We start from the raw sequence: 21,057 nt of genomic DNA, 5'->3' as shown, positions 1-21,057 counted from the left end.
CCTCACCATGAGGATTGGCCGCTGAACAAGGACATCTGCAATGCCCATCGCCGGGAAAGGCATGCTTTTGACATCGATGAACATCGATGCTGAGCATGAAGCCGATTTCAACAATTGGTATGACAGCGAACATCTCGAAGAGCGCGTGGCCATCCCCGGCTTCATCGAGGCGCGACGCTATGTCGCCGAGCAGGGCAGCCCGAAATATCTCTGCCTATATTCGACCGAAACGATCGACGTGCTCGACAGCGCGGCCTACCGCGCCCGGCTGGAGTCGCCGACGGAATGGTCGAAGGCGGTGATGGCGCGGTTCAAGAACATGATCCGCAGCGTCGCGCGCATCACGATCTCGATCGGCGCCGGTCGCGGCGCCGTGCTGGGCATCATCCGCCTGCGGCCCAAACCCGGGCAGGACAAAGCGTTGCGCGACGCGCTGCAGATCGAGCTCGACCCAAGCAAGCTGAGGGGCATCATCTCGATGCATCTGCTCGAAGGCGATGCCGACCTCTCCGGTCCCGCCGCTGGAGTTCCTGCGAGCTCGCGCGATGCCGACTGGTTCATCCTCATCGACGGTACCGACAGTCATGCCATCGCCACCTTGATGACCACCCGCTTCGCGGCGATCGACGGTCCGCTGGCGAGGCAGATCTCGGCCGGCATCTATCGCCTGATGTGGGACTTGAGCCGCGCCGACATCGCGGCGGCGAAGTGAGTTAGATCCCGCCTCTCTCCACATCGTCATGGCCGGGCTCGTCCCGGCCATCCACGTTGTGCGGCATCCTGGGAACGACGTGGATGCCCGGGACAAGCCCGGGCATGACGGCGGAGTGCGTGGCAGCCCGCGTGCTCCACCCTCCATTCTTTAATTTATCGTCATCCTCGCAATCTATCGTCACCGAAAATGCCGCATCGCAACACGTGGCAGCATCAGGCCGGCAATGCGGCGCCGCACACTGTGCATGAGGGGCAGCTTTGCAAATTTGCCTTTGTGCGCGCCTTGGAATGGCTCTAGTCTGATAAGACTATTCAATTGAGCCATTCAAAAAACAGAAGGGCGACGAACAGGACCTGCTCCGGACCCACATCGATCCCTAGCCGATCCTGAACAAGCAGTCGTCCTCACGTCAGGAAGGCCGCGCGCTCATGGTTCGCCGCGCGGACAGGGTATGAATGAGAGCGACTGATATCTCGGCCCCCGACTACTTTCACAAAGTGGTCGACTGCCAATGGGCTTGTCCCGCACACACTCCGGTCCCTGAATACATCCGCCTGATCGCTGAGGGTCGCTACAGCGACGCCTACATGATCAATTGGAAATCGAATGTATTCCCGGGCATTCTCGGACGCACCTGCGATCGCCCTTGCGAGCCCGCCTGCCGACGGGGGCGTGTCGAGGAAAGCCCGGTCGCGATCTGCCGCCTGAAGCGCGTTGCGGCCGATTTCAAGGACGACATCCATCAGCGCCTGCCGCGCCCTGCCCCGAAGAACGGCCGGCGCATCGCGCTGGTCGGCGGCGGCCCGGCCTCGCTGACGGTGGCGCGCGATCTCGCGCCGCTCGGCTATCACTGCACCGTGTTCGATGCCGACCCAAAGCCCGGCGGCATGATGCGCTCGCAGATCCCCAAATTCCGCCTGCCCGACAGCGTCATCGACGAGGAGACGGGCTACGTGCTCGGCCTCGGCGTCGACTACAAGGCCGGACATCGCGTCGACAGCCTCAAGACGCTGCTGGCCGAGAACTATGATGCCATCTTCATCGGCTCCGGCGCGCCACGCGGCCGGGAGCTGAACATTCCCGGACGCAAGGAAGCCGCCGCGAACATCCATCTCGGCATCGACTGGCTCTCCAGCGTCTCGTTCGGACACACCGACAAGATCGGCAGGCGCGTGATCGTGCTCGGCGGCGGCAACACCGCGATGGATTGCTGCCGCACCGCGCGACGGCTCGGCGGCGAGGACGTCAAGGTCATCGTGCGCTCCGGCTTCGAGGAGATGAAGGCGTCGCCCTGGGAGAAGGAGGACGCGCTGCACGAGGACATTCCGATCCTCAACTATCTCGTGCCGGTCGCCTTCAATCACGACAATGGCAGGCTCACCGGCGTCACCTTCCAGAAGGTGAAGGCCGAATATGACGCCAGCGGCCGTCGCTCGCTGGTGCCGTCGGGCGAGCCCGACGTCACCTATGAGTGCGACGACGTGCTGGTCGCCGTCGGCCAGGAGAACGCGTTCCCCTGGATCGAGGCCGATTGCGACATCGCGTTCGACAAATGGCACATGCCGGTGGTCGATCCGACAACCTTCGTCTCGACCAACCCGAAAGTGTTCTTCGGCGGCGATGCGGCGTTCGGTCCGAAGAACATCATCTGGGCGGTCGCCCAGGGCCACGAGGCGGCGCTGTCGATCCACCGCCTGCTGTCCGGCGAGGACATCACCGAGCGGCCGCTGCCCGAGGTGCATGTCTCCTCGCAGAAGATGGGCATCCATGAATGGAGCTATGACAACGACGTTTCGTCCGAGAAGCGCTTCAAGGTGCCGCACTGCGACAAGGTGGTCGCGCTGAAGGACATCCGCGCCGAGGTCGAGCTCGGCTACGACGTCAAGCTCGCGCTCGGCGAGGCGCATCGCTGCCTGAATTGCGACGTGCAGACGGTGTTCTCCGACACGCTGTGCATCGAATGCGACGCCTGCGCCGACATCTGTCCGATGGACTGCATCACCTTCACCGACAACGGCGAGGAGGCGGATCTGCGTTCGCGCCTGAAGGCGCCGGCGCCGCATGTCGACCAGAGCCTCTACGTGTCGTCGGATCTGAAGACCGGGCGGGTGATGGTGAAGGACGAGGACGTCTGCCTCCATTGCGGCCTGTGCGCCGAGCGCTGTCCCACCGGTGCGTGGGACATGCAGAAATATTTCATCGAGACGACTCACGCAGGTAACGCATGTCCCAGCAAGCGCCGCTCAGCAGCGTAAACGACTTCGTCGTCCGCTTCGCCAACGTCAACGGCTCCGGCTCGGCCAGCGCGAACGAACTCTTCGCGCGCGCCGTGCTCCGCCACGGCGTGCCGGTCAGCCCGCGCAACATCTTCCCGTCGAACATCCAGGGCCTGCCGACCTGGTACGAGGTGCGCGTCACCGAAGCGGGCCATCTCGGCGCCCGCGGCGGCGGCACTGATCTGATGGTGGCGATGAACCCGCAGACCTGGGACAAGGACGTCGCCGGTATCGCGCCGGGCGGCTATCTGTTCTACGATTCCACCAAGCCGATGCCGGCAACCAAGTTCCGCGACGACATCACCGTCATCGGCGTCCCGCTGACCGCGATCACCAACTCGACCTATTCGGATCCGCGCCAGCGCCAGCTGTTCAAGAACATCATCTATCTCGGCGCGCTCTCAGCGCTGCTCGACATGGATCCGAAGCTGATCGAGCAATTGATCGGTGAGCAGTACAAGGGCAAGGAGAAGCTGCTCTCCTCCAACGTCCACGCGCTGCATCTCGGCCGCGACTGGGCGCTGCAGAATTTGAAGTGCCCGATCGGCCTGCGCATCAAGAAGGCCGACAAGGTCGGCGACCGCATCTTCATCGAGGGCAACAACGCCGCCGCGCTCGGCGCCGTCTATGGCGGCGCCACGGTCTGCGCCTGGTACCCGATCACGCCGTCGTCGTCGCTGGCCGAAGCGTTCAGCAACCACTGCAAGAAACTGCGACACGATCCGGAAACCGGGCAGGCCAAATACGCGATCGTGCAGGCCGAGGACGAGCTCGCCTCGATCGGCATGGTGGTCGGCGCGTCCTGGAACGGCGCCCGCGCCTTTACCACGACATCGGGCCCCGGCGTGTCGCTGATGACCGAGTTCATCGGCCTCTCCTACTTTGCCGAGATCCCGGCCGTGATCATGAACGTGCAGCGCGCCGGCCCCTCGACCGGCATGCCGACGCGGACGCAGCAATGCGACCTGATCGCCTGCGGCTATGCCTCGCACGGTGATACCAAGCACGTGATGCTGTTCCCCGAGGATCCGGCGGAGGCGTTCGAGTTTGCCGCTGCGGCGTTCGATCTTGCCGAGCGGCTGCAGACCACGGTTTTCCTGATGCTCGACCTCGACATCGGCATGAACCAGCGGCTATGCCGGCCGCTGAAGTGGGACGATGCCAAGCAGTATGACCGCGGCAAGGTGATGACGGCGGAAATGCTCGACGAAGGCCGCGACTTCGGCCGCTATCTCGACGTCGACGGCGACGGCATTCCGTTCCGCACCTACCCCGGCACGCATCCGACGAAGGGCTCATACTTCACCCGCGGCACGTCGCGTGACCGCTACGCGCGCTATTCCGAGGAAGGCGCCGTCTATGCCGACAACGTGCAGCGCCTGCTGCGCAAGTTCCAGACCGCGCAGGACATGGTGCCGCGGCCGCTGCAGGCCAATGCGAGCAAGCCGACCAGATATGGCGTGATCTATTTCGGCTCGACCGCGCCGGCGATGGACGAGGCAATCGGACTGCTGGAGGCGCGCGGCTGTCAGCTCGACCGCCTGCGCATCCGCGCCTTCCCGTTCCATTCGAGCGTGGCGAGCTTCATCGCCGAGCACGACTTCGTCTATGTGGTCGAGCAGAACCGCGACGCGCAGCTGCGCCAGCTGATCGTCACCGAGAACGGCATCGACCCGGTCCGGCTGGTGCCGATCCTGCATTATGACGGCACGCCGATCACGGCGCGCTTCATCGCCGATGCGATCGGCGACCACCAGGACCACATCAAGGTCACACCGCTGCGCAAGGCGGTGTCATGACTTTACAGCCACTCTCTCCACGGTCATGCCCGGGCTTGACCCGCCTGCGCGGCCGGAGCCGCTCCGGCGCGGCGAAGGCCCGGGCATCCACGCCTCTCTTTCCTCGGACTCCCACGTGGATGGCCGGGACAAGCCCGGCCATGACGGCACTGGGCGACAGGGTGCTCTCATGACCTACATCGCAAAGCCGAAATTCCAGCATCCCGGCATCAAGAAGAACGCACTCGGCTACAGCCATCGCGACTACGAGGGCAAGATCTCGACCTTGTGCGCCGGCTGCGGCCACGATTCGATCACGGCCTCGATCATCGAGGCCTGCTTCGAGCTGTCGATCGAGCCGCATCGGGTGGCAAAAATCTCCGGCATCGGCTGCTCGTCGAAGACACCGGACTACTTTCTCGGCAATTCGCACGGCTTCAACACCGTGCACGGCCGCATGCCCTCGGTGCTGACCGGCGCCAACCTCGCCAACCGCGAGCTGATCTATCTCGGCGTCTCCGGCGACGGCGATTCCGCCTCGATCGGCTTCGGCCAGTTCGCCCACGCGATCCGGCGCGGCGTGAACATGACCTATATCGTCGAGAACAACGGCGTCTACGGCCTGACCAAGGGCCAATTCTCGGCGACCGCCGACCGCGGGTCGAAGTCGAAGAAGGGCGTCACCAACACCGACAATCCGATCGACCTGGTCGGCATCGCGCTGCAGCTCGGGGCCACCTATGTGGCGCGGTCGTTCTCCGGCGACAAGAAGCAGCTGGTGCCGATCATCGAGGGCGCCATCCGGCACAAGGGCGCGGCGTTCATCGACGTCATCAGCCCGTGCATCGCGTTCAACAATCACGCCGGCTCAACCAAGAGCTTCGACTATGTCCGCGAGCACAACGATGCCGTGAACCGGTTGGACGTGCTGACCGGGCGCGATCCGATCGAGATCGACCAGGATCCGGGCACGGTGCAGATCGTCGAGCAGCACGACGGCTCCAGGCTGGCGCTGCGCAAGATCGACGCCGACTACGACCCGCACGACCGGCTCGGCGCCATGACCTTCCTCCAGAAGCATGCCGCGCAAGGCCAGATCGTCACCGGCCTGCTCTATGTCGACCCTGAGGCCGACGATCTGCACAGCCACCTCAACACGGTGGAACGCCCGCTCAACCGGCTGGAGGCCGCGGATCTGTGCCCGGGCCAGGCCGCGCTCGACAAGATCAATGCGAGTCTGCGCTAGGCAGACCGCTGCGTGGAGAGCGTGCGCTCTGTAACCGTCCTTCGAGACGCCCGCCTCCGGCGGGCTCCTCAGGACAAAGGTGGAGTGCATTGCGCCCGCTTCTGGCGGGGCTATCGCATTTCACAATCGGAGTTTTGCGCTTGTCTATCTCCACGTCATGGCCGGGCTTGTCCCGGCCATCCACGTCGTTCGGCACGCTGATAACCACGTGGATGCCCGGGACAAGCCCGGCCATGACGGAGTAACTAACTATCAGATCGTTCGTTGCGACAGCTCGGCATATCTGGTGAGCCGCGCCCTCGCTCCTCATCATGAGGAGCGCCGCAGGCGCGTCTTGAACCATGAGGCCCGTCATCGTTGATGACGATTACGCCCGCAACGCGCTTGCCCAGACGCGATCGAGCTGCGCGATCGCCTCGCGCAGCGGCAGCGCGGACAGCGCGTCATCTCCGCCGGTCACAAGGCCGAACTCCCGCAGCCTGATCAAGGCCTCCTCGACATTGAACGCGCGGCTCAATCCAAACATCTGCTGCAGCAACTCCTCGACATGGCTGCACAATGCTGCACGCGAGAGCGGCACCGACGCCAGCAGCAGGCCGCCATAGGCCAGCATCGCTTCCTTCCAGTCCTGGTCCTCGGCCTCGCCGATCAAATAGTTGAAGATGCCGGAATTGTTGTTGACGTTGCGGAAGTAGATGTTGTCGGTGACCTGCTTCTGATGGATCAGCGACTGGCGATGGAAGTTGCCCCATTGCCGCAGGATGAAGGCGCCGAGCGCGAACAATCCCGACAGCGCCGCCAGCGCCTGCTCCGTATCGTTGTCGTGCACGGTGCCGCTGAGGCCGAGATAAAAGCCGGCGACGATGAACAGCACGGTGAGCGTCGAAGCCAGCTTGAGCAGGATCGGTACGCCGCCGACCAGCGCCGGCACGCCCAGCGTCAGTTGCTCGCGCAGGCCCATGACGACGCGGACGTTCGGCAGCAGCGCCTCGAGGTCGAAGCGCGCGATGTGGCGGAAATATTTGAACAGCACCGCGCCGCCGCGAATCTTGTTGCGGCCACGCCAAGCGGCGGTCTTGCGCTTCTTCTGAGACGGCTCGTCTGGCTTGGTCGCGACCATCAGGATGATGTCGTCGTAGACCTCGATCTCCTGCTTGCGCCGCCGCAGGCCATACAGCATGGGGACCTCGATGGTCTCTTGATGCGTGCCGCGCCGGAACATGCGGACGGCGCGAAAGTCGGAGACCGGCGCCCTCAGCTTGACCCTGACAAGCGCGTGCTCGGCGAAGGCGCGCTCGATCTCATCGTGGCTGATCTCGATGAAGTTCGCTTCGCCCAGCACCCGGACGAATTCGTCGGTGAGGTTGCAATAGGCGGTGTCGAGCTCCTGAGCGGAGCGGTGGCGGCTGGCGGGGACCTCGGGATCGAAGTCGAAATAGACATCGCGCAGCCGATCGAGCTCGTCGAAATATTCGTGGTGCAGGATGGCGCCGAGCATGTGCGCCAGCTGGCGAAGGTCGGCCGCCAGGGCGTCTTCCAGGCCGCCATGCGAAATGACGGCGTCCAGGACGTCGGACTTGCGTATCGGAATGAACCGGTCCCGCCGATCCGTTGCCGCCGTCTGCTTTGGTCCAACCACGCGCCTTACGCCCGAGCTTTGATCATCGTCCGCAACGGCCGGCTGCAACCACCCGGCCAACGGCGGGCACCATAGCGGGCTCATCAGCCTTGCGCCACTCGACGCGGGATGGAAAAGCTCGGTGAGGCCGGCCGGGAGGGAGAGATCGTGACCAATGACGTAAAGAGGGTGTCCGCATTTCGCGCCATTCGCGCCATCGACTACACGGTGATCCTCGCCCGCGACTGGGACGTCATGCGGCAGTTCTACGAGGAGGTCCTGGGCTTTCCGCTGCTCCGGGAACTGTCGCAGGGGTGGATCGAATTTCAGATCGGCGCCAACACGCTCGCGCTCGCTCGGCCGCAGCGGCTGACATCGCACCAGCCGACACCGCCGGGAAGCGCGGCGCTTCAACTCGCCTTCAAGGTGGGACGCGACGACGTCGACCGCTGCGCGGCCGAGCTGACGGAGAAGGGCGTCGCGCTCCTGGAGCAGCCGAGGGACCAGGCCTTCGGCCATCGGACGCTGTTCTTCAGGGATCCCGACGGCAATCTGCTGGAGATCTTCGCGGAAATCTGATGTCGCTCAGGGCTTGGCGGCCGCGCTAGGCGGCCGCCGGTTGTATCCGGGGATTGAGCACGTACTCCTTCAGCACCTTATCGGTGGCGGCGTCGACCTCGACCAGCGACACGTCGTAGCTCCAGAGATCGGCGAGATGCTGCAGCACGCGCTTGGTGTCGGTCTCGTTGAGCTGGGCGCCCTTGACCACCGTATGTCGCAGCATCAGGCGGCGATCGCCGGCGAGATCGACATCGACCACCTCGATGTTGGGATCGATGTAGCCGACATCGTACTGTTTCGACAGCTCGCGCCGGATGCGGCGATAGCCGCGCTCGTCATGGATGGCGTCGACCAGGATGCCGGCGCGTTCGGCCGGATCGTCATGCAAATGGAACAGCTTGAAGTGCCGGATCAGGTTGGGGCTGAGGAACTGGCTGATGAAGCTCTCGTCGCGATAATTCGCCCAGACGTCACGCAGCACCGCCATTTCGTCGCCGGTGCCGGCGATGTCCGGAAACCACTCGCGATCCTCGTCGGTCGGGTCCTTCACGATGCGCTCGATGTCCTGCATGATCGCAAAGCCGAGCGCATACGGGTTGAAGCCGGAGAAGCGCGGATCGTCGAACTCCGGCTGGAACACGACGTTGGTGTGCGACTGCAGGAACTCCAGGAAGTTGCCGTCGGTGAGGCGGCCGTCCTGGTGCAGCCGGTTCATGATGCGATAGTGCACATAGGTCGCCGTGCCCTCGTTCATGACCTTGGTCTGGCCCTGCGGATAGAAATACTGCGCGATGTGGCGAACGATGCGCAGCAACTCGCGCTGCCAGGGCGCCAGCCGCGGCGCGGTCTTCTCCAGGAAATAGAGCAGGTTCTCCTGCGGGAGGCCGAGCAGCGCGCGACGGCGCTCGACGTTCAGCATCGCATTGGTCTTGACCGGGCCGGTCGGCACCGTGCGCCAGAGATCGTTGAACTGGCCCTCCTCGTAGAGCCTGCGCTTGCCCGCGCGCTTCTCCTCCTCGCGGAAGTCGAGCTTCTTCTTGCCGGGATAGCGGTCGACGCCGTGCGACATCAGCGCATGCGCCGCGTCGAGCGTATGCTCGACCGCGAGCCGGCCATAACGCTCCTCGCATTGCGCGATGTAGCCGCGGGCGAAATCGAGATAGTCGAGGATGCCGTCGGCGTCGGTCCACTGCTTGAACAGGTAGTTGTTCTTGAAGAAATGGTTGTGGCCGAACGCGGCGTGCGCGATCACCAAGGTCTGCATCGTCGCCGTGTTCTCCTCCATCAGATAGGAGATACAGGGCGAGGAGTTGATCACGATCTCATAGGCGAGGCCCATCAGGCCCTTGCGGTACGAGGCCTCGTGATAGGCGAAGTGTTTGCCGAACGACCAGTGCTTGTAGAACAGGGGCATGCCGACCGAGGAATAGGCGTCGAGCATCTGCTCGGCCGTGATCACCTCGATCTGGTTGGGATAGGTGTCGAGCCCGAGCTCCTTCTCGGCGACGGCTTCGCAGGCATCGTGGATGCGCTGCAGGGTGAGGAAATTCCAGTCTGCGCCCTCGAACAGCAACCCGCTCATGACGCCGCCCTCTCCTGCGTGGTGCCGCGACGCTGAAACAGGTCGTGGAACACCGGGAAGATCTCGCTGCGGTCGCGGACCTTGCGCATCGACAGCGGCTCGCCATTGGCGCGCAGCCGCTCATACAGCGACCACAGCGCCGAGTCGGGCATCTCGAACGAATAGGTGCCGGATTCGCCGACCTCGAGATAGGCGAAGAACTGCGACACCGGCAGGATGTTGTCGGTCAAGAGCCGCGCGACGTTCTCGGAATCCGAGGTGGCGTTGTCGCCGTCGGAGGCCTGCGCCGCGTAGATGTTCCAGTCCGAGGGGCGGAAGCGCGAGCGGACGATGTCGTGCATGCATTGCAGGGCGCTCGACACCAAGGTGCCGCCGGACGCCGGTCCGTAGAAGAACGTCTGCTCGTCGACCTCCTCGGCGCGATCGGTATGGCGGATGAAGACGATCTCGACATGGCGGTAGCGCCGGGTCAGGAACACGTAGAGCAGCATGTAGAACCGCTTGGCGAGGTCCTTCATGTGCTCCGACATCGAGCCGGACACGTCCATCAGGCAGAACATCACGGCCTGTGCGATCGGCTTCGGCACGGCCTCGAAGCGCCGGTAGCGGATGTCGATCGGGTCGATGAAGGGGATGCGCTTGGCCTTCGCCTTCAGCGCCTCGATCTCGGCCAGAAGCGCGGCGCGCTTGTCGTCGTCGGTCTCCTGCTCCAACTGGGCTTCGAGCTCGGCAATCGCCTCCGGCCGTGGACGGCGCAGCGCGACGCGGCGGGCCAAGGCGCGGGTGACGGTGCGGCTGATCGAGATATTGGCCGGCGAACCCGAGGTCGAATAGCCCGCGCGTACCAGCCCCTCGCTCTCGGCCTCGGCGAATTTGCGCTTGGCGAGATCGGGCAGTTCGAGATCGTCGAGGAAGAGGTTGACGAACTCCTCCTTGCTTAGCACGAAGCGGAACGCGTCCTCGCTGTCGCCTTGTCCGGGCGCCGACTTGCGGCCGCTGCCGTCGCCGGAGCGCGGCAGGATGTCGCCTTCGACGAACTTCTTGTTGCCGGGCAACACCATGTCGCGGGTGCCGCCCTCGCGGCGGAAGCGAGGCTCGTCCATGCCGTCGAGCGGGATCGAGACCTCGCCGCCCTCCAGCACGTCCTTGATGTCGCGGTCCTGCGAGGTCTTCTTGACCGCTCCCTGAACCAGGGCCTTGGCGCGGCGCAAAAATCGCTGGCGATTTTCGAGACTTTTGCCGCCCGGATTCAGGCGCCGATCAATGATGTGCATGACCACGTTCCATACGCCTCCTGCTGCAGCGGCTTCGACTCCTGCTCTCCCCCGCCGCGATGCCGCGGTGCAGTATCGGACCCGACACTGCAACGGCACCCTCTGCCTGTCCGACGCCTCCCAGCGAAGCTCAGCGTCGAACGTTTCGCTCGTTTCGTAGCCCTGGCGCCGACGTCAGACCGATGGCCTGCCGCACCTGCAGTGAACATCGGCGCCGGACCACGATCAACCCGCCTGCTTCACGCGCATGTACCACTCGACCAGCCGGCGGACCTGCCGCTCGGTGTAGCCGCGTTCGACCATGCGCGCGACGAAGTCGTCGTGCTTCTTCTCGGTCTCGCCGTCCTTCTTGGTACCGAACGAGATGACCGGAAGCAGATCCTCGACCTGCGAGAATATCCTCTTTTCGATGACTTCGCGGATCTTTTCGTAGGAGGTCCAGGACGGATTTTTGCCACCATTCTGGGCCCGGAAGCGCAGCGAGAACTTGACAACCTCGTTGCGGAAATCCTTCGGGTTGGCGATCCCGGCCGGCTTCTCGATCTTGGTCAGCTCCTGGTTCAGCAGCTCGCGATTGAGCAGCTGTCCCGTATCGGGATCCTTGAAGTCCTGATCTTCGATCCAGGCGTCGGCGTAGTCGACGTAGCGGTCGAACAGGTTCTGGCCGTAATCGGAGTAGGATTCCAGATAGGCCTTCTGGATCTCGTGACCGATGAACTCGGCGTAGCGCGGCGCCAGATCCGCCTTGATGAATTCGAGGTAGCGCTTCTCGATCTCCTCGGGCAGTTGCTCGCGCTTGATCGACTGTTCCAGCACGTACATCAGATGCACGGCATCGGCCGACACTTCCGCCGTGTCGTGATTGTAGGTCGCAGCCAGCACCTTGAAGGCAAAGCGGGTGGAGATGCCGTCCATGCCCTCGTCGACGCCGGCAGCGTCGCGATATTCCTGCACGCTGCGCGCCTTCGGATCGGACTCCTTGAGGCTCTCGCCGTCATAGACCCGCATCTTGGCGTACAACGTCGAATTCTCGTGCTTGCGCAGGCGCGACATCACCGAGAATCTGGCGAGCGTGTCCAAGGTCGCCGGCGCACAGGGCGCGGCGGAGAGCTCGGAGCCCTGGATCAGCTTCTCATAGATCTTGCGCTCCTCGGTGACGCGCAGGCAGTACGGCACCTTGATGACGCAGATGCGGTCGATGAAGGCCTCGTTGTTCTTGTTGGTCTTGAAGCTCTGCCACTCCGCCTCGTTGGAGTGGGCGAGGATCACGCCGTTGTAGGGAATCGCGCCGATGTTCTCGGTGCCGATATAGTTGCCCTCTTGCGTCGCCGTCAGCAGCGGATGCAGCATCTTGATCGGCGCCTTGAACATCTCGACGAATTCGAGGATGCCCTGGTTGGCGCGGTTGAGGCCGCCCGAATAGCTGTAGGCGTCGGGATCGTTTTGCGCGTAGGTCTCGAGCTTGCGGATGTCGACCTTGCCGACCAGCGAGGAGATGTCCTGGTTGTTCTCGTCGCCCGGCTCGGTCTTGGCGATGCCGATCTGGCGCAGCCGCGACGGCTGGATCTTGGCGACGCGGAACTGCGAGATGTCGCCGCCGAAGGCTTCGAGCCGCTTGTAGCACCACGGGCTCATCAGGCCCGACAGGCGGCGGCGCGGAATGCCGTATTTCTCCTCGAGCATCGGGCCCAGCGTGTCGGGATCGAACAGGCCGAGCGGCGACTCGAACACGGGGCTCAACTCATCTCCCGCCTTGAGCACGTAGATCGGATGAGTTTCCATCAACTGCTTCAGCCGTTCGGCGAGCGACGACTTGCCGCCGCCGACCGGTCCGAGCAGATAGAGGATCTGCTTGCGCTCTTCGAGACCCTGCGCGGCGTGACGGAAGAATCCGACGATGCGCTCGATCGTGTCTTCCATACCGTAGAAGCCGGCGAACGCGGGATACAGCCGAACCGTCCGGTTCAAAAAAATACGGCCAAGGCGTGGGTCCTTGGCCGTATCGATCATCTGAGGCTCACCGATCGCAGCTAGTAGTCGTTCAGCGGCGTTCGCGTATCGCATCGGGTCGGTTCGACACGATTCTAGATATTCCTGCATCGACATGTCGGTCTGGCTGCGTGCCTCGAACGACCTTGCGAACGCGTTGAACAACGAATCGTTGTACATGATCCCTCTCCACGTAGGTTCCGCTGCACTGCTGCAACGGGCCGAGATCCAAGTACGTTCCTGCTGATCCCGAACCGACTCAGAGTGAAGCGCGCTAGCCCCCATTGGGCACCGTCTTCGTCCTTTTCCGCAACGCAAAGTGCATGCAGCATATGCCCTATCAACATGCACTTCGCTCAATAGTTCGGCAAAAGCCGGCCGACTCTCTCCATTTGTACCCCATTGTCTCTGCTTCGCAACATCCGCAATACCCCGGCACCGTAGTCTTCCTGCGCCGCACAAGGTGTTGTGAAGCCACGTGAACTGGCGGCGAGACAGCACCGGGATCAGTCTGTCTTCCGGAAGTGAACCGCGAGTGAACGCCAACGGTCGCGCAGCTGCGCCAGGCAGCGAATGTCTCATTCGCGGCGCGACATGATGCGCGCCGGCCACGGTGGTCGAACAGATGGCCCCGCTGCGCGCACGTCAACCATCGCTCACGCGACGCCATCGTGATCAGGCGAGCGATGAACGCGCGCATCTCACAGCCATTCGCACATGTTCACCGCTAGAACCGAATGCCGTGACGTAACGCGCGGCCGAAACCGGACGGATCACTCGATGCTGATCATTGCCATGATCAGGTTGCGGCTCGCCACCGAATGTCTGCAAGCAGAAAGCATCATGGGTTATCCGCCGATCACGAGCCGCAGCCGACGCGACAATCGCAAGACGCTCGCCTTGATCCGTGACGTGAGGCACCATTACCCAGAACACATGTGGCCGCTTTCCGGCATTGCAAGGCGGAGAAGGTTTGATCGACGGCATTTGCTCGCGACGATGGGAGACCTCCGGCGCGCGGGTGTCGCGGAGGCCGACGCGAGCCGAACGCTGGCCGCGCTTGGCGAACCTTCGCCACGCCTTGGTCGAACGGTCGGCAGCAGGCTTCAGGCTGCCTGCACGTCTCCCGCGGGGCGCGCGCCGCCGGCACGTCGAGCCCGGCGCGAAGCTCTTGGGATTCCAGAGGGATCAATCCATTATGAATGGCGTTCTCCTGTGGGCTGGCGCATAGTTGTTCATGTGACGTCCACGACCTGGCAGGCCGCCAGGCGGGAACCCGAAAAAGCAAGCCGACGCACATAGATAGGCATCATGAATCCGGTCAAAGCTCTCGAAGAACACGGCCAGGCGGTCTGGCTCGATTTCCTCGCACGCGGCTTCGTCGCCAAAGGCGACCTGAAGCGGCTGATCGATGAGGATGGCGTCAAGGGCGTCACCTCGAATCCCGCGATTTTCGAGAAGGCGATCGGCAGCTCCGATGAATATGACGCGCCGATCGCCACGGCGCTGAAGAACGGCGATCGATCGCCGACGCAGCTGTTCGAGGCCGTCGCCGTCGAGGACATCCAGAATGCTGCCGACGTGCTGCGGCCGGTCTACGACCGCTTCGATGGCAATGACGGCTTCGTCAGCCTCGAAGTCTCGCCCTATCTGGCGATGGACAGCAAAGCGACCATCACCGAGGCCGAACAGCTCTGGAAGGCGGTCGACCGCAAGAATCTGATGATCAAGGTGCCGGCGACCGACGCCTGCCTGCCGGCCATCCAGCACCTGATCTCCAAGGGCATCAGCGTCAACATCACCTTGCTGTTTTCGCAAGACGTCTACCGGCAGGTCGCCGAAGCCTACATTGCCGGCCTCGAGGCCTACGTCGGCGCCGGCGGCGATCCGTCGCATGTCGCCAGCGTGGCGTCGTTCTTCGTCAGCCGCATCGACAGCGTGGTCGACAAGCAACTGGACGAGAAGATCGCCCAGGCCAACGATCCCTCGGAGAAGGAGCGGCTGGCGGCGCTCAAGGGCAGGATCGCCATCGCCAACGCCAAGATGGCGTATCAGGATTACAAGCGGCTGTTCGCAGGCGCGCGCTGGGAGCGGCTGGCCGAGCGAGGCGCCAAGCCGCAGCGGCTGCTCTGGGCCTCCACAGGTACCAAGAACAAGGATTACAGCGATGTCCTCTATGTCGAGGAGCTGATCGGGCCGAACACCGTCAACACTGTGCCGCCGGCCACGCTGGACGCCTTCCGCGATCACGGAGAGGTGCGCGACAGTCTGGAGGAAGACGTCGATGCCGCCCAGGCCGCCCTGGAGCATCTGGCGAAGACCGGCATCTCGCTCGACGACATCACCGCAGATCTCGTGGTCGACGGCGTCAGGCAGTTCGCGGACGCCGCCGACAAGCTCTACGGCGCGGTTGCGCACAAGCGCGCCGTCGTGCTGGGGACAGGACTTGGGCAGCAGACGATCGCCGTTGCTGCTGATCTCGAGAAGAAGGTCGCCTCCGCTACCGAGGACTGGCGCAAGGACGCCAGGATCCGCCGGCTCTGGTATAAGGATGCGACCGTCTGGACCGGCCATGACGAGCACAAATGGCTGGGCTGGCTGACCAGCGCGGAGAAAGCCGATATCGGCGATTATGAGGACTATGCGCAGCGGGTGAAGGGACAGAAGTTTTCCGACGCCGTGGTCCTCGGCATGGGCGGCTCCAGCCTCGGGCCGGAAGTGCTCGCCGAGACGTTCCCGCGCAGGGCCGGCTTCCCCAGGCTGCACGTACTCGATTCCACCGACCCCGCGCAGGTGCGCGCGATGGAGAAGGCGATCGACATCACCCGTACGGTGTTCATCGTCTCCTCGAAGTCGGGCGGCACCACCGAGCCGAACGCGATGAAGGACTACTTCTTCGCGCGCGTCTCCGAGGCGATCGGGCCGAAGAAGGCCGGCCATCGCTTCATTGCCGTGACCGATCCCGGCTCGTCGCTGGAGAAGGCGGCCAAGGCGCAAGGCTTCGCCCGCATCTTCCACGGCGAGCCGACCATCGGCGGCCGCTATTCGGTGCTGTCGCCGTTCGGCCTGGTGCCGGCCGCCACCGCCGGCATCGACGTGCGCAGGCTGATTACGCAGGCGCTGTCAATGGTGCGCTCCTGCGGGCCCGACGTGCCGCCGCTGCAGAACCCGGGCGTTCAGCTCGGCTTGGCGATGGGTCTCGCCGGCCTCGAAGGCCGCGACAAGATAACGATCTTCGCCTCGCCCAAGATCGCCGATTTCGGTGCCTGGGCCGAGCAGTTGATCGCGGAGTCCACGGGCAAGGAAGGCAAGGGCCTCATCCCGATCGATGGCGAGCCAGTCGCCTCGCCCGAGGTCTACGGTCATGATCGCTTCTTCATCGACATCAGGATCGGCGGCGACGACGTGGCCGGCCATGATGCAAAGCTCGCCGCGCTCGAGGAGGCCGGCCATCCGGTCGTGCGCATCGTCATGAAGTCGATCGACCAGCTCGGCCAGGAATTCTTCCGCTTCGAAATGGCGACCGCCGTTGCCGGCGCCGTGCTCGGCATCAACCCGTTCGACCAGCCCGACGTCGAATCGGCCAAGATCAAGACCCGCGAACTGACGGCGGCGTTCGAGCAGAGCGGCGCGCTGCCGGCCGAGGAGCCGGTGGTCTCGATCAAGGGCTGCGAGCTCTACACGGATGCACAGAACGTCGAGAGCCTGCGCGAGCATGGCGCCGACGGCACGCTCGCGTCCTGGCTGAAGGCGCATCTCGGCCGCGCCGGCGACGGCGACTACATCGCCCTGCTCGGCTATATCGACCGCAACGCAGGCAATATCGACACGCTGCAGCGGATCCGGCTGAGGCTGCGCGATGCCAAGCACCTCGCCACCTGCGCCGAGTTCGGTCCGCGCTTCCTGCACTCGACCGGCCAGGCCTACAAGGGCGGTCCGGACAGCGGCGTGTTTCTCCAGATCACGGCCGACGATGCCCAGGATCTGCCGATCCCCGGGCAGAAGGCGAGCTTCGGCGTGATCAAGGCGGCGCAGGCGCGCGGCGACTTCGACGTACTCACCGAGCGCGGGCGTAGGGCTCTTCGGGTCCATCTCAAGGGCAATCTGAAATCGGGCCTGAAGATGCTCGACAGCGCGATCAGTGAAGCGCTGAGCTAGGAAGGGCATCGTCGATGCAATTGGGAATGATCGGTCTCGGGCGGATGGGCGGCAACATCGTGCGCCGCCTGATGCGCGCCGGACACGCCTGCGTGGTCTATGATCGCGACGCAAAGGCCGTCGCCGCGCTGGTTTCCGAGGGCGCCACCGGCGCCGCGAGCCTCGAGGAGTTCGTCGGCAAACTCGCCCTCCCGCGGCACGCCTGGGTCATGCTGCCGGCCGGCAAGATCACGGAAGCCACCGTCGAGCAGCTCACCAAGCTGATGAGCCGAGACGACGTCGTCATCGACGGCGGCAACAGTTTCTGGCAGGACGACGTCCGCCGCGGCAAGGCGCTCAAGGAGCGCGGTCTGCACTACGTCGACGTCGGCACCTCCGGCGGAGTCTGGGGCCTCGACCGCGGCTACTGCATGATGATCGGCGGCGACAAGCCGGTCGTCGACCGGCTCGATCCGATCTTCGCGACGCTAGCGCCAGGCATCGGCGACATCCCGCGCACACCGGGCCGTGACGGCCGCGACCCGCGCGTCGAACAGGGCTACATCCATGCGGGGCCGACTGGCGCCGGCCATTTCGTCAAGATGATCCACAACGGCATCGAATATGGCCTGATGCAGGCCTATGCCGAGGGCTTCGACATCCTCAGGAATGCGAACAGCGCGGCGCTGCCCGAGGCGCATCGCTTCGACTTCGATCTCGCTGACGTCGCCGAGGTGTGGCGCCGCGGCAGCGTCATTCCGTCCTGGCTGCTCGACCTCACCGCCAGCGCGCTCGCGCGGCAGCCCGGTCTGGAGAAATATTCCGGCTACGTCGAGGATTCCGGCGAGGGCCGCTGGACCGTGAATGCGGCGATCGACGAGGCGGTGCCGGCCGAGGTGTTGACCGCCGCCTTGTTCGCCCGTTTCCGCTCGCGCCAGGAGCACACCTTCGCGGAGAAGATTCTCTCGGCGATGCGCGAAGGCTTCGGCGGGCACAAGGAGCCTGAACAGCACCCAGACCCGGCACGCCAGAGCGCGCCCGAGATCGTCAAGCCCAGGGACGACCGCGCGTGACCCCGCTGCATCCGCACCAGCCGCAACATCAGAAGCCTGACGCTTGCGCCTTCGTGATCTTCGGTGTGACCGGCGATCTGACCCATCGGCTCGTCTTGCCATCGCTTTACAATCTCGCGGCCAATCATCTGCTGCCGGACAGGTTCTGCATCGTCGGCATTGCTCGCAAGGGCACGTCGAGCGAGCAACTGCGCGACAATCTCATGGAAGGCCTGCGCAAATACGCCACACGCCCGATCGAGGATGAGATCGCGCAGCGCCTGTTGCAATGCGTGACTGCGATCGAGGCCGATCCGAAGGAGCCGGAAAGCTTCGATCAGTTGAAGGCGAAGCTGGAAAAGCTGGAAGCCGCGCGGGAGACCCACGGCAATCGGCTGTTCTATCTCGCGACGCCGCCGAGCGCCTTTGCGCCGATCGCACAACAGCTCGGGCGCGTCGGGTTGCTGCGCGAGGACGGCAAGGCTTGGCGCCGCCTCGTGGTGGAAAAGCCGTTCGGCACCGACCTCACCTCGGCCAAGAAGCTGAACGACGAGCTTCTGCAGCTCGTGACCGAGCACCAGATCTACCGGATCGATCATTACCTCGGCAAGGAGACGGTGCAGAACATCCTGGTGCTGCGTTTCGCCAATGGCATGTTCGAGCCGATCTGGAACAGGCATCACATCGACCACGTGCAGATCACCGTCGAGGAGAAGCTCGGCGTCGGCACGCGCGGCAGCTTCTACGACGCGACCGGCGCGCTGCGCGACATGGTCCCCAACCATCTATTCCAATTGCTGTCGCTGGTGGCGATGGAGCCGCCGGCACGGTTCGATGCGCATACCGTCCGCTCCGAGAAGGCGGAGGTGCTGTCGGCGATCCAGCCGTTGAGCGAACGGGAGGCGTTGCTCAATTCGGTGCGCGGCCAGTACACGGCTGGCATGATCGGCGATGCCGAGCTGCCCGACTATCTGAGGAGCAAGGACGTCCGCCCCAACAGCACCACCGAGACCTATGCCGCCTTCAAGCTCACGATCGACAATTGGCGCTGGGCCGGCGTTCCGTTCTATCTGCGCACCGGCAAGGCGCTCGGCGCCAAGCGCACCGAGGTCGCGATCAAGTTCCGCCAGGCGCCGTTCGCGATGTTCAGTTGCACGCCGATCGAGACCCTGGCCGAGAACTATCTGGTCATCGGCATCGAGCCGACCCAGAGCATCACGCTGCAGTTCAACACCAAGGTGCCCGGCCCCACCATCCGCACCGATGGCGTGCAGATGAAGTTCAATTACAAGGACTATTTCCAGGCCGAGCCCGCCACCGGATACGAGACGCTGATCTATGACTGCATGATCGGCGACAACATCCTGTTCCAGCGCGCCGACAGCGTCGAGGCCGGCTGGAAGGCCGTCGAGCCGTTCATCGGGGCGTGGAAGAAGGCCGGCCGCGATGGCCTGCATTCCTACGCGGCCGGCAGCGAGGGACCTGAGGCGGCGGCCGATCTCCTGGCCCGCGACGGCCGCAGCTGGCGCAAGCTGATTTAGCCGTGGCCGGGCCGCAGAACCGCAAACTCGTGCGAGTCGCGGACCAGGCGACGATGGCGAGGGTCGCGGCCGAACATCTCCTGGCCCGCATCGACGCAAATCCGGGGACCATAGCCGTCTGCCTCACCGGGGGATCGAGCCCGAGGCAGCTTTATCAGCTGCTGGCGACGGACGCCTATCGCGAGCGGATTGCATGGCCGCGCGTGCACTGGTTCATCGGCGACGAGCGCTATGTTCCGCCCGGAGATCCCCTGCACAACATGACCATGGCCCGCCACGCGTTCCTCGATGCCTGCGCGCCGGCCGCCAACATCCACCCGATCGCGACCGATAGGTCGGACCCGGAGGCCAGTGCCCGCGACTATCAGCGCACGCTGGAAGCGTTCTACGGCGCCGGGCGGCTCGACTCCGCGCGGACGCTGTTCGACCTCGTGCTGCTCGGCATCGGTTCCGATGGCCATGTCGCGTCGCTATTCCCCGGCTTTCCCGCCATTGATGTCGCCGATCGCTGGGTCGTCGGCGTCGACAAGGCTCACGTCGCACCCTTCGTGCCGCGGATCAGCCTGACCTTGCCTGCGCTCGCCTCCTGCCGAACCATGCTGTTCGAGATCGCCGGTGCCGACAAGCGCGCGATCATGGCGCGGGTGCTGGCCGGTGAGGACCTGCCGGCCAATCGCGCCCGCTCAAATCGGGAGACGATCCTGCTCATCGACAGCGAGGCCTGGCCGGAGGGGCGAAGTGGCGACATCTGACCTGCCCCATGCGCTCGTCATCATGGGCGTGTCCGGCTCCGGCAAGAGCACGATCGGGAAAGCATTGGGGCAACGCCTCGGCTGGCGCTTCGAGGATGGCGACAGCTTCCACCCGCCCGCAAACGTCGCCAAGATGAGCGCCGGCCACCCGCTCACGGACGAGGATCGCTGGCCCTGGCTGCAGGCGATTGCCCAGGAGATCGCGCGTTGCCGTAGTGCGGGCCAGCACATCATCATCGCCTGCTCTGCACTCAAGAAGGCCTATCGCGATATCCTGGTCGGCGGCTGTAACGATGTCCGCATGGTCTATCTCCAAGGCAGTCAGGAGCTGATCGGCGGACGGATGAGCCATCGCAAGGGGCACTTCATGCCGCCGGGCCTGCTCGCCAGCCAATTCGCCACCCTGGAACCACCTGACGCCGCCGAGCGTCCCATTACAGTCTCGGTCGACGCGCCAGTCGCGGCGATCGTGGACGACATCATGCAACAGCTTCACGCCGGTCGGGGCTGCGCCTGACCCGCGAACAGGAAGGGCT

Annotated in this window: 15 protein-coding genes; 11 read left to right on the top strand and 4 right to left on the bottom strand. The window is 64.3% G+C overall.

Annotated features, from left to right (window positions below; genetic code table 11):
* Positions 1 to 40: 40 nt before the first annotated feature.
* The 4 genes from ACQR0W_RS05595 to ACQR0W_RS05580 all read left to right on the top strand — a co-directional run bounded on the left by ACQR0W_RS05595 (position 41) and on the right by ACQR0W_RS05580 (position 6,015).
* Entirely contained in the window at positions 41 to 712 is a 672-nt protein-coding gene (locus ACQR0W_RS05595; RefSeq protein WP_316169167.1) for a DUF4286 family protein, read from the top strand.
* Between the two features lie 458 nt (positions 713 to 1,170).
* Positions 1,171 to 2,970, top strand: a complete 1,800-nt coding sequence (locus ACQR0W_RS05590) for an FAD-dependent oxidoreductase (protein ID WP_434840588.1) — start codon at positions 1,171 to 1,173, stop codon at positions 2,968 to 2,970.
* On the top strand, positions 2,940 to 4,790 hold the full coding sequence (locus ACQR0W_RS05585; RefSeq protein ID WP_316169168.1) for a 2-oxoacid:acceptor oxidoreductase subunit alpha: 1,851 nt from the start codon (positions 2,940 to 2,942) through the stop codon (positions 4,788 to 4,790). The genes ACQR0W_RS05590 and ACQR0W_RS05585 overlap by 31 nt, the downstream gene beginning before the upstream one ends.
* Before the next feature lie 169 nt (positions 4,791 to 4,959).
* Complete coding sequence (locus ACQR0W_RS05580; protein ID WP_315718016.1) at positions 4,960 to 6,015, top strand: 2-oxoacid:ferredoxin oxidoreductase subunit beta; 1,056 nt, start codon at positions 4,960 to 4,962, stop codon at positions 6,013 to 6,015.
* A gap of 367 nt (positions 6,016 to 6,382) precedes the next feature.
* Here the strand turns inward: ACQR0W_RS05580 and ACQR0W_RS05575 are convergent, their stop codons facing one another.
* A complete protein-coding gene (locus tag ACQR0W_RS05575; protein WP_316169169.1) occupies positions 6,383 to 7,654 on the bottom strand; it encodes a TMEM143 family protein in 1,272 nt (423 codons plus the stop codon).
* Positions 7,655 to 7,801: 147 nt separating this feature from the next.
* On the opposite strand from ACQR0W_RS05575, the gene ACQR0W_RS05570 reads away from it, so the two are divergent.
* A complete protein-coding gene (locus ACQR0W_RS05570) occupies positions 7,802 to 8,212 on the top strand; it encodes a VOC family protein (protein ID WP_316169170.1) in 411 nt (136 codons plus the stop codon).
* Positions 8,213 to 8,237: 25 nt separating this feature from the next.
* On the opposite strand, the gene ACQR0W_RS05565 is transcribed toward ACQR0W_RS05570, so the two are convergent.
* From ACQR0W_RS05565 to ACQR0W_RS05555, 3 genes are all read right to left on the bottom strand, one after another.
* On the bottom strand, positions 8,238 to 9,776 hold the full coding sequence (locus tag ACQR0W_RS05565; protein WP_315828312.1) for a SpoVR family protein: 1,539 nt from the start codon (positions 9,774 to 9,776) through the stop codon (positions 8,238 to 8,240).
* The gene (locus ACQR0W_RS05560) at positions 9,773 to 11,050 is read right to left on the bottom strand and encodes a YeaH/YhbH family protein (RefSeq protein ID WP_315718011.1); all 1,278 of its coding nucleotides are present in this window, start codon (positions 11,048 to 11,050) and stop codon (positions 9,773 to 9,775) included. Before ACQR0W_RS05560 ends, ACQR0W_RS05565 begins: the two co-directional genes overlap by 4 nt.
* 225 nt (positions 11,051 to 11,275) lie before the next feature.
* Entirely contained in the window at positions 11,276 to 13,219 is a 1,944-nt protein-coding gene (locus ACQR0W_RS05555; RefSeq protein ID WP_315718010.1) for a PrkA family serine protein kinase, read from the bottom strand.
* 600 nt (positions 13,220 to 13,819) lie between these two features.
* Here ACQR0W_RS05555 and ACQR0W_RS05550 point away from each other — a divergent pair.
* The 6 genes from ACQR0W_RS05550 to ACQR0W_RS05525 are packed head-to-tail and all read left to right on the top strand — an operon-like array spanning position 13,820 to position 21,038.
* Positions 13,820 to 14,341 carry a hypothetical protein gene (locus tag ACQR0W_RS05550; protein WP_316166629.1) on the top strand — a complete coding sequence of 174 codons (522 nt, stop codon included), beginning with the start codon at positions 13,820 to 13,822 and terminating at the stop codon, positions 14,339 to 14,341.
* Positions 14,342 to 14,350: 9 nt separating this feature from the next.
* A complete protein-coding gene (locus tag ACQR0W_RS05545) occupies positions 14,351 to 17,197 on the top strand; it encodes a bifunctional transaldolase/phosoglucose isomerase (RefSeq protein WP_316186790.1) in 2,847 nt (948 codons plus the stop codon).
* A 14-nt stretch (positions 17,198 to 17,211) separates the two neighbouring features.
* Positions 17,212 to 18,249 (top strand): phosphogluconate dehydrogenase (NAD(+)-dependent, decarboxylating), encoded by a 1,038-nt coding sequence (gene gnd / locus ACQR0W_RS05540; protein WP_316169172.1) that lies wholly within the window; start codon positions 17,212 to 17,214, stop codon positions 18,247 to 18,249.
* Positions 18,246 to 19,769 carry a glucose-6-phosphate dehydrogenase gene (zwf, locus tag ACQR0W_RS05535; protein ID WP_316169173.1) on the top strand — a complete coding sequence of 508 codons (1,524 nt, stop codon included), beginning with the start codon at positions 18,246 to 18,248 and terminating at the stop codon, positions 19,767 to 19,769. The genes gnd and zwf overlap by 4 nt, the downstream gene beginning before the upstream one ends.
* A gap of 53 nt (positions 19,770 to 19,822) precedes the next feature.
* Positions 19,823 to 20,521 (top strand): 6-phosphogluconolactonase, encoded by a 699-nt coding sequence (gene pgl, locus ACQR0W_RS05530; protein ID WP_316169174.1) that lies wholly within the window; start codon positions 19,823 to 19,825, stop codon positions 20,519 to 20,521.
* Between the two features lie 22 nt (positions 20,522 to 20,543).
* Entirely contained in the window at positions 20,544 to 21,038 is a 495-nt protein-coding gene (locus tag ACQR0W_RS05525; protein WP_316169175.1) for a gluconokinase, read from the top strand.
* Positions 21,039 to 21,057: the final 19 nt, after the last annotated feature.

The sequence above is a fragment of the Bradyrhizobium sp. HKCCYLRH1034 genome (genome assembly GCF_051168375.1).
Taxonomy (GTDB): domain Bacteria; phylum Pseudomonadota; class Alphaproteobacteria; order Rhizobiales; family Xanthobacteraceae; genus Bradyrhizobium.
The sequence above is the reverse complement of the archived record's forward strand: the minus strand, read 5'-3'. Positions and strand labels throughout refer to the sequence as shown.